The organism is Paraburkholderia kirstenboschensis, assembly GCF_032806925.1.
GTDB classification, from domain to species: Bacteria; Pseudomonadota; Gammaproteobacteria; order Burkholderiales; family Burkholderiaceae; genus Paraburkholderia; species Paraburkholderia kirstenboschensis.
Genome location: NZ_CP136513.1, coordinates 129,090 through 142,855, shown reverse-complemented (window position 1 = coordinate 142,855; position 13,766 = coordinate 129,090). Strand labels below are relative to the sequence as shown.

Genomic DNA, 13,766 nt, shown 5'->3' with positions numbered 1-13,766 from the left:
GTTAGGCTCGCAGCATGCGGAAAAATGGCGCGAGCACCCATTCGGCGATGGTGCGACGCTCGATCACGATGCTCGCCGTCGCGCTCATGCCGGGCAGAATGTCGAAGCGTTGCCGTTCGAACTTGAACTGGTCGTCGCTTAACGTGGCCCACGCCATGTAGTCGCCTTGCGTACTGCGCGGCTCCGAAGCGCCCGCCGGTGACATCCCTGATCGCACGGTGGTGCGGGAGATCGAATCGATGCGCGCCGCGTAGCTGCCGAATTTTGCATAGGGAAACGCGTCGAACTTGAGCCGCACAACTTGCCCTTCGCGGATAAAGCCACGCCGGCGCGAAGGAATACGCAACGCAGCGCGCAACGGCCCCTTCTCGCCAGTCGATATCACGAGTGCCACGTCGTCCGCAGCGAGCGTGCGGCCGGGAACCAGGCCGGAAAAGGTAACGACGCCTGCCTTCGGCGCGGAAATGGTCGCGTCCTGGCGGATCTGCTCGAACCGCATACGAATGTCCTGGAGTTCGCGTGCATGCCGCGCTTCGAGTTCGGTCAGCTGCGCGCCGAATCCCGTTTGCGTGCCGAGTGCCGCGCCGAGTTCGGCGTTCAACTGTTGACGGCGCGCGGCGCTTTGCGCCACGGATCCCTTCGCCTGATGCGTCACCGCCCTCGCCTGTTCGACGCGGTCTGCGGTGACATAGTCCGACACCGATTCGAGCCGCGTCACCGTGCGTTGCGCTTCGTTCGCCAACTGCTCGTTCTGGCTCAATTGCTCATCAAGCGCCTGAATTTCCGCCCGACGGCTTTGCGCGGCAAGACGCGCGGCGTCCAGCTGCGCGCTCAGGTCCGCCTTGCGCTGCGTGTATTGCGCTTCGCTCGTGCGGATCTGCTCGTCGCGGTCATGCGCGTCAAAAGCAGGGCGCTGGCGACCGTCGCTCGCAAGCGAAAGATCGCGCTCCAGCCTGAAGAGCGGTGCTCCCTGCCCGACGCTCGCGGAGGGGCTAACATAAATGTCTGAGACGAGGCCGGTCAGCCCCTGGATCTTGATTTCGGAGGGCGACACGATTTCCGCGCGCACGTCCTGTTTCAGCTCGACGTCGTGAACAAATGCGAAAACGACCGCGACGATGACGAACGTGGACGCCACATAGGCGAGCCAACGCCACGAGACGTCCCTGAATTGTGGGAGATAGATCGGTTCCATAAGCCTGGTTGCTGGCGGATGCCAGCCGGTGCTGTGTCTGTACGCATTTCTGTGCCTGCGCGCTTTTGGTACGAACGCGACGCCGCGACTCTCGTGCCGGGCGGGAAACCCGGAGGGAAACCTTTAGCGAACGGGCGCGAACGAGTACATCGACGGATGTCCGGCAACCAGCCAATCGGAATAGTTGTCCGCGGCGGCCGCTTCGATATACCTTGCAACTTGCTGAACAGCGCCTGTCCCGGCGAGCGGCAACGGATCGAATATTTCGGCGCCGAAGCGGCCGCGCTGAAAGCGCAGATAGAACGGCAACAATATCGCGTCGAACTGCGCGCCCAGCCGAAACACACCGTTATGAATGCGCGCGTTGCGCCCAAACATGGAGACGCTCACCGTCTCCATCGGATAACGGTGCAGCGCGAACGGAGGCACGTCGGCAAACAACACCACGACGCCACTGCGCTTCAACGCCCGCGCGACACGCAGGCCGAGGCCGTTGCGATCGTCTTCCCCGTAGGTGTACAGCACGTTCACGCCCGGTATGAGCGAATGGTCATCGCCATACAGATCTCGCGGCACGCCGGACACCACGGCGATCGACTCGAGTCCGAGCAGCGCCCGCAGTTCGTCGATAACGTAAATGTTCGCGTATTGCGATACATAGTGAAACGGCGACACGATGACCGGACGCCCGGGTTCATCTGCCTGCAACTGCGCGATTTGCCTGGCGAGCGCACTCGCGACCTGCTGCAGGTCGGGCCATGCTTCGCTGCCCCGCGACAGCCGGCCGAAATAAATCCGCTGGTCGATCAGGCGCTCCCGAAAGCGGCCGGCGGCAACGCGGCCCGGGTTGCGCAGCGCCAGGTCCAGGACCTCGCGGCCAATCTCGCAACGGCAGATGCCTTCCCAGCGCGTACGCGCATCGACAACCCCACAGATTCGCCATAAAACGGCAGCCAGCGTCTCAATTGCAGAACGCGGCATGCGCGCAATGAACACGACCTGTACGCCACGCTTCGCACTCGCGAACCTGTTGCGCAGGAAAGTCAGCAAGCCCCACCCGACGACCCACGGCTTCTTCATTTGGCGTTGTTTCGTGTGCCGGGACCGCGCCAGCGGGCGCGGTCCCGGCACGTTCGAACATTAGGCGCGCGGCTTGACCGGAGCAGCGCTCTTCAGCGTCGTCTGCGTCGTCTTTGCGCAGCTGCTCTTGCAGCAGCCGCCAGCAACAGCGGATTTGGCCAGTTCACTACGATTGATCTTTTGCATTTTTATTTACCTAAGTTAACTTAATCAATGAATAGCTCGTGAGCGAGTTTTTACTCATCGAGCGGCGCCGATTCTAGCATCCGATATTTTCCCAAAACGCAATCTTGACGCAATTTTTCAATTATGCTGATTCGTCGGGTTTTTCTTTGTTAAATCTCCGAAAATTCCGAATGACGTTTACTCGGCAAAGCACATGGCCAGCCTGCCTACGCTATTAACCCCGGCAGTCGTCGTTATCGATTGACTCCATGTCTAAGCGCCGGTATGTGCACACATGCTCAAAAAACACTATTCAACCATTCCTCATTCACAACCGGATTTATCTGCAAATCATTCACCGGGATGATTTATTAATACTACATGCATCGAGAAATACTCCTAAGGTCGAATAGGAATTGGCTCAATTCGATGAAGCGGCAATTAATTCACGCCCTCGCCTTTTGCTCTTTCAGGGCGGCTTGCTAAACGCGACAGGTCGCCTACTCTGACAGTGCAAGCGGCATGCGTAGTCTCAGTCCGCTGGGCCGCAAGCGAATAGAAAACACATCCGACAAGCCCGGAATAAACCCACCGGCTGGTTCGTTGATACCTCACGCGCGGACGCGAGCCGCCTTGCGCGCTAACTCATACGATCACAAACAACAGGAGCCGACATCATGCGCAAAACCCTCTTCTGCCTCGCCCTGCTGACACTGCAACAGGCCGCTTTTGCCGAACCTCCGAAGGTGATGGACGGCCGCTTCGTTACCGCGGACGGCATGACGCTCTACACCTTCGACAAGGACACCACGCCAGGTGTCAGCGCCTGCACGGGCGGCTGCATGAGCTATTGGCCGGCTGCCGTGGCGGGCCCCTCCGACAAGCCGTCCGGCGACTGGACACTGATTCCGTCGGCGGACGGCAAGCAGCAATGGGCGTACAAAGGTCATCCGCTCTATCGCTACGCGGCGGACAAGCAAGCGGGGGACGCAAAAGGAGACGGCTTCAAGGACGTCTGGCACACGGCGAAGCCGTAACCGGCGCCGAAGCGCAAAACCAACGAAAAACGCCGGCAAGGCGCCGGCGTCTCAATCAGAAGAAATGCACGAAGCAGCAACCTACTCGTCTTTCGGACACCGCAAATTGCAGCCGTTCGGGTCGCCCAGGTCGCCGCGCTTGCGCATGGCCGACTTCTTGTCCGACTGATATTTGTCCGACGGCGCAGAAGCCGCGAACGGCATTTGCGGATGTTCAGCGAGCCGAAACTGCTCCTGCAGAATGCCGCCCGGCACGCCGGGCGAGTTCTGCGCGAAAGCGACCGGAATAGTCGCGAGGAGCAAGCCGGCCGACGCTGCGGCGGCGCATGCATGTAGAAGAACTTTCATATCGATTCGTGGCGCGGCCTGGCCGCGCGGTTGGGCAAAAGCGGAAGCTTAGAGAGTATCCCAAACGAAAGCCATACGCAGCGTCGAAGGCCCCACGATGTTTACGGCCGCTTACGCGCCTGCTCCGCTCAATCCTGCTTCGAGGTCCACGAGTTTGCCGCACTCGCGCGGATCGTAGCCCTGCAATTGATCGACGCTCTGATGAAACGCGCTGCCGCGCAACAGCTCTATCACCGTGGACAGCGGTTCGCGATCGAGCCGCGCGCGGTCGCATGCGAAGTAATAGTCCTCGTCGACGGCAGGAATGAAGTCGAGACCGAAATGATGCGCCGCCGGTTCTACGCCAAATCCCACGTCTGCCATGCCGCTTGCAACGAATGCGGCGATCGCCGAATGCGTAAGCTCGGCCGACGCATAGCCATTCACGCGATCCGGATCGATGCCGAGCTTTGTAAGCGCCAGGTCCAGCAGCATGCGCGTGCCGGAGCCATGCTGACGATTGACGAAGCGAATGTCGTCGCGCGCGAGGTCGCTCAAGCCGCCGATGGTCTTGGGGTTGCCCTTGCCGAGAAAAAGCCCCTGCTTGCGCCGCGTCAGATGCACGAGCACATGGCGTTGCGGATCGAGCCAGCGCCGGTAGGTATCGGCGCACGCCTCGCGGAACTCGCCGAGCGGCAAATGGAAGCCGGCCAGTTCGCATTCGCCGCGCGCGAGCGCACTCACGGCGTCGGCACCGTCGCGGTATTTGATTTCGACGGGCAACTCATTGGCGACGAGCGCGGTCACGAGCGCCGCCACGGCATAGCCATGCGATGCATGAATGCGCACGTGATCGACGGGCGGCGCGAGCCAACGATTCAGGTCGCTTGCCACCTCGCTCGCCAGCGCCTGCATATTGCCGTCGAGCCGCTCGCCGCATAAACGCTGGGCACGCAGCACCGCGTGCCCGAGTTCCGAGAGCACCGAACCCCGGCCGCGCTCCTTCGCAATCAGCGGCCCACCCAGGCGCTCCTCGATTCCACGCAACAAACCCCACGCGTGACGGTAGGACAAACCCTTAAGCGTCGCCGCCTGCGCAATGCTGCCCGACTCGTTCACGAGAGCGAGCAACGGCACGACGTCCGACAGGCTTGCCTCCCGACCGTCCGGGCCCTTCAACACCAGTTGCGCGCGGCACTCGATCCTGATCATATATGTACAGGTTTCTCCTATTGCATAGGCCGTTTCGCCCGCCTATCGTTCGGCTATCCCATATTGAATAAACGAAGCATAAGTGCACACATTAGGAATAACAAGTGCATATATGACTTTGGAGGAGCCCCCACTTGGACGATCTCATCGCCTTCGCGCCGGAACAGCTCGTAGAGCGTCACGCGCAGCCCGGCATGTCGCTGATAGCGGTGCTGCATGCGATTCAGGACGAACTCGGGTACGTACCGCCCGCCACGGTCCCATCGCTCGCTCGCGTGATGAACCTGTCGCGCGCGGAAGTGCACGGCGTCATCACCTACTACCACCATTTCCGCACCCGGCCGGCGGCGCCCGTCACGGTGCAACTGTGCCGCGCGGAAGCCTGCCGCAGCATGGGCACCGAGGCGCTTGCGCAGCACATCGAGTCGCATACGGGCTGCCGCTTCGATGCCGCGCATGAAACCGGCGACGCGGTGGAACTCGAGTCGGTGTACTGCCTTGGCCAATGCGCGCTGTCGCCGGCGATGATGGTGAACGGCACGCTGCATGCCAAGGTTACGCCGCAGAAATTCGACGCGATTTTCGCGGCCGCCAGCAAATGCGTGGAGGTGACGGCATGACGCGCATCTATGTTCCCCGCGATTCGTCGGCGCTCGCACTCGGCGCCGATGCGCTGGCCGACGCGATCAAAGCCGAGGCCGCACGCCGCGGCATCGCGATAGAGTTGATCCGCAACGGCTCGCGCGGCTTGCTGTGGCTCGAACCGCTCGTCGAAGTGCAAACGGCCGAAGGCCGCGTCGGTTACGCGAACGTCGAGGAAAGTGACGTAGGCGCGCTCTTCGACGCAGGCTTCATCGACGGTGGCGAGCATGCTCGCCGTGTCGGCGCGGTCGACGAGATTCCGTATCTGAAGAAGCAACAGCGCCTGACGTTCGCGCGCATCGGCATCACCGACCCGCTTTCCACCGACGACTACATCGCGCACGGCGGTCTCGAAGGCTTACGCCAGGCTTTGCAAACCGACGGCGACGCCGCATGCGAAGCGCTGATCGAATCGGGCTTGCGCGGACGCGGCGGCGCGGCGTTTCCCGCCGGCATCAAATGGCGCACCGTGCGCGCGGCAAAGGCAGCGCAAAAGTACATCGTCTGCAATGCGGACGAAGGCGACTCCGGCACGTTCTCCGATCGCCTCGTGATGGAAAGCGACCCCTATGTGCTGATCGAAGGCATGATCATCGCGGGCGTCGTGACCGGCGCAACGGCCGGCTATATCTACGTGCGCAGCGAATATCCGCATTCGATCGCGACGCTCGAAGCCGCAATCGCAAAGGCGCGCGCCGCCGGCTGGCTCGGCGACAGCGTGCTCGGCTCCGCGCATCGCTTCGAGCTGTTCGTCGCGAAGGGCGCCGGCTCGTACGTGTGCGGCGAAGAAACCGCGCTGCTCGAATCGCTCGAAGGCAAGCGCGGCATCGTCCGCGCGAAGCCGCCGGTGCCCGCGCTGGTCGGCCTGTACGGCCAGCCGACGGTGATCAACAACGTCATCACGCTGGCCACGGTGCCGATCATCTTCGCGCGCGGCGCGGCGTTCTACAAAGACTTCGGCATGGGCCGTTCGCGCGGCACGCTGCCGTTCCAGTTGGCAGGCAACGTCAAGCAAGGCGGCCTCGTCGAACTTGCATTCGGCGTGACACTGCGTGAACTGATCCACGACTACGGCGGCGGCACGGCAAGCGGCCGGCCCGCGCGCGCCGTGCAAGTTGGCGGCCCGCTCGGCACCTATCTGCCGGAAAGCCAGTGGGACATCCCGATGGATTACGAAGCGTATGCGGCGGTCGGCGCCGTGGTCGGTCACGGCGGTCTCGTCGTACACGACGACACGTCGAATCTGGCCGAACTCGCGCAATACGCGATGCACTTCTGCGCGCTCGAATCGTGCGGCAAGTGCACGCCGTGCCGCATCGGTTCCACACGCGGCGTCGAAGTGATCGCACGGATCCGTAACGGCGACACGTCCACGCGGCAAGTGCAGTTGCTGCGCGATCTTTGCGACACGATGGTGTCCGGCTCACTGTGTGCGATGGGCGGCATGACACCCTACCCCGTGCTGTCCGCACTCGACCATTTTCCTGAAGACTTCGGTCTCGCCGACGCTCGCGCCGACGCACCGAAAGCCGCGGCCTGAACGAGGAGCCCAACCATGTCAGACATGCTCAATACTCCTGCCGGCGGCTGCGGCTCCGGCAACTGCGCGTGCAAATCACAGGCGCAAGCACAATCGCGCGCCCCGCGCTCCTACTTCGACGACACGGATTACGGCACGCCCGAGCGTCACTCCGACGTCGACGTGACGCTGGAAATCGACGGCCAGGCGATAACGGTGCCGGCCGGCACATCGGTGATGCGCGCCGCTATCGAAGCCGGCGTGAATGTGCCGAAGCTCTGCGCGACCGATTCGCTCGAACCGTTCGGCTCGTGCCGCTTGTGTCTCGTCGAGATCGAAGGCAAGCGCGGCTATCCGGCCTCGTGCACGACGCCGGTCGAAGCCGGCATGAAGGTGCGCACGCAAAGCGATCGTTTGCAATCGCTGCGCCGCAACGTGATGGAACTGTATATCTCCGATCACCCGCTCGATTGCCTGACCTGCCCCGCGAACGGCGACTGCGAGTTGCAGGACATGGCGGGGGTCACCGGACTGCGCGAAGTGCGCTACGGGATCGACGGTGCAAATCACCTGCAAGACAAGAAGGACGAATCGAATCCGTACTTCACGTACGATCCGGCGAAATGCATCGTGTGCAATCGCTGCGTGCGCGCATGCGAAGAAACCCAAGGTACGTTCGCGCTGACCATCGCGGGGCGCGGTTTCGAATCGCGCGTGGCAGCCAGCGAAAACCAGCCGTTCATGGAATCGGAGTGCGTGTCGTGTGGCGCGTGCGTCTCCGCGTGCCCCACCGCGACGCTGCAGGAAAAGACCGTGGTCATGCTCGGCCAGGCCGAACATTCGGTCGTCACCACCTGCGCGTATTGCGGCGTCGGCTGCTCGTTCAAGGCCGAGATGAAGGGCAACCAGGTCGTACGCATGGTGCCGTTCAAGAACGGTCAGGCGAATGAAGGCCACGCATGCGTGAAGGGCCGCTTTGCATGGGGCTATGCGACGCACAAGGACCGCATCACCAAGCCGATGATCCGCGCGAAGATCACCGACCCGTGGCGCGAAGTGAGCTGGGAAGAAGCGATCAATTACGCAGCTTCCGAATTCCGCCGCATCCAGGCGAAGCACGGGCGCGATTCGATCGGCGGGATTACCTCGTCGCGTTGTACGAACGAAGAAACGTATCTCGTGCAGAAGCTCGTGCGCGCCGCGTTCGGCAACAACAACGTCGACACCTGCGCACGCGTGTGCCATTCGCCGACCGGCTATGGCCTGAAGACGACGCTCGGCGAATCGGCGGGCACGCAGACCTTCGCCTCGGTCGATAAGGCCGAGGTGATCATGGTGATCGGCGCGAATCCGACCGACGGCCATCCGGTGTTCGGCTCGCGTCTGAAGCGCCGCGTGCGCGAAGGCGCGAAGCTGATCGTCGTCGATCCGCGGCGCATCGACATCGTCGATACGCCGCACGTAAGGGCGTCGCATCATCTGCAATTGCGCCCGGGCACCAATGTAGCGATAGTCAATGCGCTCGCTCATGTCATCGTGACCGAAGGGCTGCTGAACGAAGCGTTCATCGCGGAGCGCTGCGAGGGACGCGCGTTCGAGCAATGGCGCGATTTCGTCGCGCTGCCGGAGAATGCGCCGGAAGCAACGGAAGCGATGACCGGCGTGCCGGCCAAGGACGTGCGCGAAGCCGCGCGCATCTATGCGACGGGCGGCAATGCCGCGATCTACTACGGCCTCGGCGTCACCGAACACGCGCAGGGCTCGACGATGGTGATGGGCATTGCGAACCTCGCGATGGCCACCGGCAACATCGGCCGCGAAGGCGTCGGCGTCAATCCGCTGCGCGGCCAGAACAACGTGCAGGGTTCGTGCGACATGGGCTCGTTCCCTCACGAACTGCCGGGCTATCGGCACATCAGCGATACGATCGTGCGCTCGCAGTTCGAGGACGCGTGGAATGTCACGCTGCAAACCGAGCCGGGCTTGCGCATTCCGAACATGTTCGACGCAGCACTCGACGGCAGCTTCATGGGCCTGTATTGCCAGGGCGAGGACATCGTACAGTCGGACCCGAACACGCACCATGTGGCCGCTGCGTTGTCGTCGATGGAATGCATCGTCGTACAGGATATTTTCCTGAACGAGACCGCGAAGTATGCACATGTGCTGCTGCCCGGCTCGACCTTCCTCGAAAAGGACGGCACCTTCACGAACGCGGAGCGCCGCATCTCGCGCGTGCGCAAGGTCATGCCGCCGGTGCCGGGCTACGCCGACTGGGAAGTCACGCTGCTGCTCTCGCGCGCACTCGGCTATGAAATGGACTACGCGCATCCGTCCGAGATCATGGACGAAATCGCGCGTCTCACGCCGACCTTCCACGGTGTGTCGTACAAAAAGATCGACGAGCTCGGCAGTATTCAGTGGCCTTGCAACGAAGAGGCGCCCGACGGCACGCCGACCATGCACATCGACACGTTCGTGCGCGGCAAGGGCAAGTTCGTGATTACGAAGTTCATCGCGTCGCCGGAAAAAGTCACACGCAAATTTCCGCTGCTGCTCACCACCGGGCGCATCCTGTCGCAGTACAACGTGGGCGCACAAACGCGCCGCACCGAGAACTCGCGCTGGCACGACGAGGACCGCCTCGAACTGCATCCGCACGACGCAGAAGAACGCGGCATCAAGACAGGCGACTGGGTCGGCATCGAATCGCGCGCGGGACAGACCGTACTGCGTGCGAAGGTCACCGAGCGGATGCAGCCGGGCGTCGTCTATACGACGTTCCATTTCCCCGAATCGGGCGCGAACGTGATCACGACCGATAGCTCGGACTGGGCGACCAACTGTCCGGAATACAAGGTGACGGCGGTGCAGGTGATGCCGGTCGAACAGCCGTCGCAATGGCAGAAAGAGTATTCGCGCTTCAATGCGGAGCAACTCGAACTGCTGAAGCAGCGCGAGCTGACCAACGCGACCGCGGGCAAGTGAGGCAAGCCATGGACACACAGAATCTGATCGACATGGCGAACCGCATCGGCGACTTTTTCGATTCGATGCCGGATCGCGAAGAAGCGGTTACGGGCGTCGCCGACCATATCCGCCGTTTCTGGGAGCCGCGCATGCGGCGTGCGTTGCTCGCGTCGCTCGATGCCCCGGACGCAAGCGGCATCGCGATGTCGGCGATCGTCAGGGAAGCGCTCGTCAAACACCGCGAACGCCTGACGCCCGCGGAGCCCTCAATCGCCTGAGGCGACATGTAACGGAACGGTCTGCACCGGCCAGGCGGCGGCTCCAACTGCGAGCGCCGCCTGCCGCAGCTTTACACGGCCGTCTGCTCGGGTATCTGTCCGCCAACGGTGAACCACGCTTCGCAGTGCCGCAACAGGCCGTTCAGGTCCGAGCCGGTGCGCCCGCGCGCGCTGATGTACCCGTCGGGCCGCAGCAGATAGAACGACGGCCGCGTTCGTCCGTACGATTCGGCTAGCGACGGACCGCCGTCGCCGGTCGTATCAGTCACGCGCCAGATACGCACCGCGCCTGGCAACAATCTCTCCATGTCGGCAACGAGACGCTCGAACTCGGCGTCGCGAGGCGGCTCGTGCTTTGCATCGGGATCGAGCGGCTTTTCGTCGACGGGCAATGGCGGCACGAGCACAAACAGCGAAAAGAACGCGGGGTCGTGCAGATCGAAAATGCAGCCGATGCCGGGCGCGCGCCCGAGCGGACCGTCGACCACGTGCACCACCGCATCCGGCGCGCGCTCGCCCGCACGCGGGCCGCCGTCGAGCACGCGTTCGAGCGTGAGCGGACTGCGCCGGTATTGCACCGACAACTCGCTGATCGTGAGCCGCGCGGCGTCGCGCAACGGACCGAGCGCGGCGAGAACCGGCATCACGCGCTCGCGCAGCAGCTTGAGCGGCCCATGATCCGCCTCGGCCATCTGCGTGATAAAGCCGGTTTGCCGCAGCACGTCGCGCTCTATGGGATGCCGCTCGAGATGGTAGGTGTCGAGCAGGCGATCGGGCGCCGCGCCCTTCAAAACGCGCGCGAGCTTCCACCCGAGATTGAACGCTTCCTGGATGCCGGTGTTCATTCCCTGGGCGCCGGCCGGACTGTGCACGTGAGCGGCGTCGCCGGCAAGGAAGACGCGCCCCACGCGCAGCCGCTCGACCATCCGGCTGTTCAGGTGAAAATACGAGGACCACGCAAGCTCCGACACATCGACACGTTCATGCACGCGCCTTGCGAGCAGCGCCTTGCATTCGTCGAGCGACGGTGCGGGCACGCGACTGAGCGGCGGTTCGCCGAGCACCACCGGCGACAGCGGCGCGGCTTCGGCGACCGGCTCGACTGCGTGATCCGCGATCAGCCGATGCCGGCCGTGACCCATTGGAAACAGCGCGACGAGCCCCTCGCCCGAAGCGAAGATGTGGAACTCGTCCTCGGCCCAATCCGTTTCGGCGTGCAGATCGGCTAGCAGGAACGTCTGCTCGAGTGTCTTGCCCTCGAAGCTCAGGCCGAGGCCATGGCGGATCATGCTGTGCGCGCCGTCGGCGGCGATCATGTAAGACGGACGCAGAGTTTGCGTGTGACCGTCGGCGCGCCTCAGCGTCGCCTGAATGCCGGCCGAGCCTTGCGTAAACATCGTGAGTTCGACGCCCCGCTCGACCGTGACGCCGAGCGTCGCCAGATGCTCGGTCAGCAGACGCTCGGTCACCGACTGATCGAGAAACAGCAGATACGGATAGCGCGTGTGCAGCGGATCGAAGTCGAGCTGCGCGAGGCGCATGCCGTTCGAAAACAGATTGGCGACGCGGGCGCGATGTCCCAGTTCCAGAAACCGCTCGACGAGCCGATGCTGCTCCAGCAGTTCGAGTGTGCGCGCCTGAATGCCGATTGCCCGCGAATAAGGGTTCGGCTGCATCGCGCGGTCGATCAGACGCACGGGAATATGAGCGCGCGCGAGGCTCATGGCAGCGGCGAGCCCGGTCGGACCCGCTCCGACGATCAGAACCGGCGACGCATTATTTGCAGCAGCGTCCATGCGAAACTCCGCAGAGCACAGTGCGCACTAGTGTACCCCCCGAGCCCCCGGGCTGAACGGCGCGGCGCATCAATTGCGAGGTGTATCGCGCACAGAGCCGGGCTTGGCGTAGACCGGCTCCAAGGCGTTGCTGTGAGCGCGTCAGTGCGTCAACGGGCTGTGCGTCGGCAGGTGTCAGTGCGCTTTTGCCGGGTGATCCATCGCGCAACGATGATCGGTCGTGCCGAGGTCGACTTGCAGCGTCGCGTGTTGCATCGAAAAGCGTTCGCGCAGCACGAGCACGATGCCGTCGAGCCGCTCGTCGCCAGGATGCCCGGCGGGCATCACGAGGTGCACGCTGAGCGCGTTGCCGGTGGTCGATAGTGCCCACACATGCAGATCGTGCACGCCCTCGACGCCGGGCTGATCGGCGAGATAGTCCCGAATGCTTTGCAGATCGACGCCTGACGGCACGGCATTGAGCGCGAGCCGCACAGAATCGCGCAGCAAACCCCAGGTCCCGTAAACGACGACCGCGACCACCAGCAGGCTCATTAGCGGGTCAAGCCACGTCCAGTTGGTGTAGAGAATCACGAGGCCGCTTATGGCCACCGCAGCGGACACGCTGGCGTCGGCTGCCATATGCAAAAAGGCGCCGCGGATGTTGAGGTCGTCCTTCTGGCCGCGCATGAAGAGCCACGCGGAAATCCCGTTGACGACCACGCCCACGGTCGCAACGACGAATACGGCGAGCCCTGCGACCGGCGCCGGATTCATCAGGCGGCCAATCGCCTCGGCGACGATCACGCCGCACGCGAACAGCAGGAGCGCCGCATTGGCCAGCGACGCGAGAATCGACGAGCTGCCGTAGCCGAACGTGTAGCGTCCGGAAGGACGGCGCGTCGTGAGCCACGCCGCGCCCCAGGCGAGCAGCAGGCCGAGTACGTCGGACAGGTTGTGACCGGCGTCGGCGAGCAGCGCGGTCGAGTGCGCGAGCACGCCATACAGCGCCTGAATGACGACGATCGCGACGTTCAGCGCAACAGCCAGCGCGAACGCGAAGCCGTGGCCCGCGACGGGCGCGTGATGGTGGTGGTGGTGACCTGCGTGACTGTGGTCGTGGGTGTGGTCGTGGGTGTGGTCGTGGCCGTTGGTGTGGTCGTGGGTGTGGCCGTTGGTGTGGCCGTTGGTGTGGCCGTTGGTGTGGCCGTGGGCGCGGTTGTCGCTGTGCTCGTGGGCGTCGCTGCCGCTGTGGCCGGGGGCATGACTGTGATCGCCGCCGTCGCTGTGGCTGTGGGTACGCCCGCCGCCGTCGACGTGACCGGCGTGGCTATGGCCGCCATCGCGGTCGTGGCCAGTGCGGCTGTGATCCACGTCATGGTGCTGACCTGCGCGGTCGTGGTCCAGGTTGCGGTCATGAAGCTGGGCTCGCCCATGGCCGCCGCCCTGGCCTTCGCGCTCGCCTTTCCCCCGCCCTTGGCTCACTCCGTCATCCAACTCGATGTCGCGACTGTCCGCAACGCCACCCTGTTCAAGCTCACGAGCGGAACGCTCCCCCGCTTGACC

The 13,766-nt window shown here is 63.6% G+C and carries 11 protein-coding genes; 5 read left to right on the top strand and 6 right to left on the bottom strand.

Annotation, left to right across the window (positions count from 1 at the left end; all coding sequences use genetic code 11):
* Position 1: 1 nt before the first annotated feature.
* Both RW095_RS23295 and RW095_RS23290 read right to left on the bottom strand, forming a co-directional pair.
* The gene (locus RW095_RS23295) at positions 2 to 1,195 is read right to left on the bottom strand and encodes an HlyD family secretion protein (protein ID WP_317021348.1); all 1,194 of its coding nucleotides are present in this window, start codon (positions 1,193 to 1,195) and stop codon (positions 2 to 4) included.
* Between the two features lie 123 nt (positions 1,196 to 1,318).
* On the bottom strand, positions 1,319 to 2,275 hold the full coding sequence (locus RW095_RS23290) for a lysophospholipid acyltransferase family protein (RefSeq protein ID WP_317021347.1): 957 nt from the start codon (positions 2,273 to 2,275) through the stop codon (positions 1,319 to 1,321).
* 842 nt (positions 2,276 to 3,117) lie between these two features.
* On the opposite strand from RW095_RS23290, the gene RW095_RS23285 reads away from it, so the two are divergent.
* Positions 3,118 to 3,477 (top strand): COG4315 family predicted lipoprotein, encoded by a 360-nt coding sequence (locus RW095_RS23285; protein ID WP_317021346.1) that lies wholly within the window; start codon positions 3,118 to 3,120, stop codon positions 3,475 to 3,477.
* An 81-nt stretch (positions 3,478 to 3,558) separates the two neighbouring features.
* On the opposite strand, the gene RW095_RS23280 is transcribed toward RW095_RS23285, so the two are convergent.
* Entirely contained in the window at positions 3,559 to 3,825 is a 267-nt protein-coding gene (locus tag RW095_RS23280) for a hypothetical protein (protein ID WP_317021345.1), read from the bottom strand.
* A gap of 111 nt (positions 3,826 to 3,936) precedes the next feature.
* Positions 3,937 to 5,016 carry a substrate-binding domain-containing protein gene (locus tag RW095_RS23275; RefSeq protein ID WP_317021344.1) on the bottom strand — a complete coding sequence of 360 codons (1,080 nt, stop codon included), beginning with the start codon at positions 5,014 to 5,016 and terminating at the stop codon, positions 3,937 to 3,939.
* Between the two features lie 134 nt (positions 5,017 to 5,150).
* Here RW095_RS23275 and RW095_RS23270 point away from each other — a divergent pair, with 134 nt between their 5' ends.
* The 4 genes from RW095_RS23270 to RW095_RS23255 are packed head-to-tail and all read left to right on the top strand — an operon-like array spanning position 5,151 to position 10,425.
* On the top strand, positions 5,151 to 5,636 hold the full coding sequence (locus tag RW095_RS23270) for an NAD(P)H-dependent oxidoreductase subunit E (protein WP_128595646.1): 486 nt from the start codon (positions 5,151 to 5,153) through the stop codon (positions 5,634 to 5,636).
* The gene (locus RW095_RS23265) at positions 5,633 to 7,198 is read left to right on the top strand and encodes a formate dehydrogenase beta subunit (RefSeq protein ID WP_317021343.1); all 1,566 of its coding nucleotides are present in this window, start codon (positions 5,633 to 5,635) and stop codon (positions 7,196 to 7,198) included. Before RW095_RS23270 ends, RW095_RS23265 begins: the two co-directional genes overlap by 4 nt.
* Before the next feature lie 15 nt (positions 7,199 to 7,213).
* On the top strand, positions 7,214 to 10,165 hold the full coding sequence (gene fdhF / locus RW095_RS23260; RefSeq protein WP_317021342.1) for a formate dehydrogenase subunit alpha: 2,952 nt from the start codon (positions 7,214 to 7,216) through the stop codon (positions 10,163 to 10,165).
* Positions 10,166 to 10,173: 8 nt separating this feature from the next.
* Positions 10,174 to 10,425, top strand: coding sequence for a formate dehydrogenase subunit delta (locus RW095_RS23255; protein ID WP_317021341.1), 252 nt, complete (start codon positions 10,174 to 10,176; stop codon positions 10,423 to 10,425).
* Positions 10,426 to 10,496: 71 nt separating this feature from the next.
* Here the strand turns inward: RW095_RS23255 and RW095_RS23250 are convergent, their stop codons facing one another.
* Positions 10,497 to 12,221 carry an FAD-dependent monooxygenase gene (locus RW095_RS23250; protein ID WP_317021340.1) on the bottom strand — a complete coding sequence of 575 codons (1,725 nt, stop codon included), beginning with the start codon at positions 12,219 to 12,221 and terminating at the stop codon, positions 10,497 to 10,499.
* 174 nt (positions 12,222 to 12,395) lie between these two features.
* The gene (locus RW095_RS23245; protein WP_394365214.1) at positions 12,396 to 13,607 is read right to left on the bottom strand and encodes a cation diffusion facilitator family transporter; all 1,212 of its coding nucleotides are present in this window, start codon (positions 13,605 to 13,607) and stop codon (positions 12,396 to 12,398) included.
* Positions 13,608 to 13,766 lie beyond the last annotated feature (159 nt).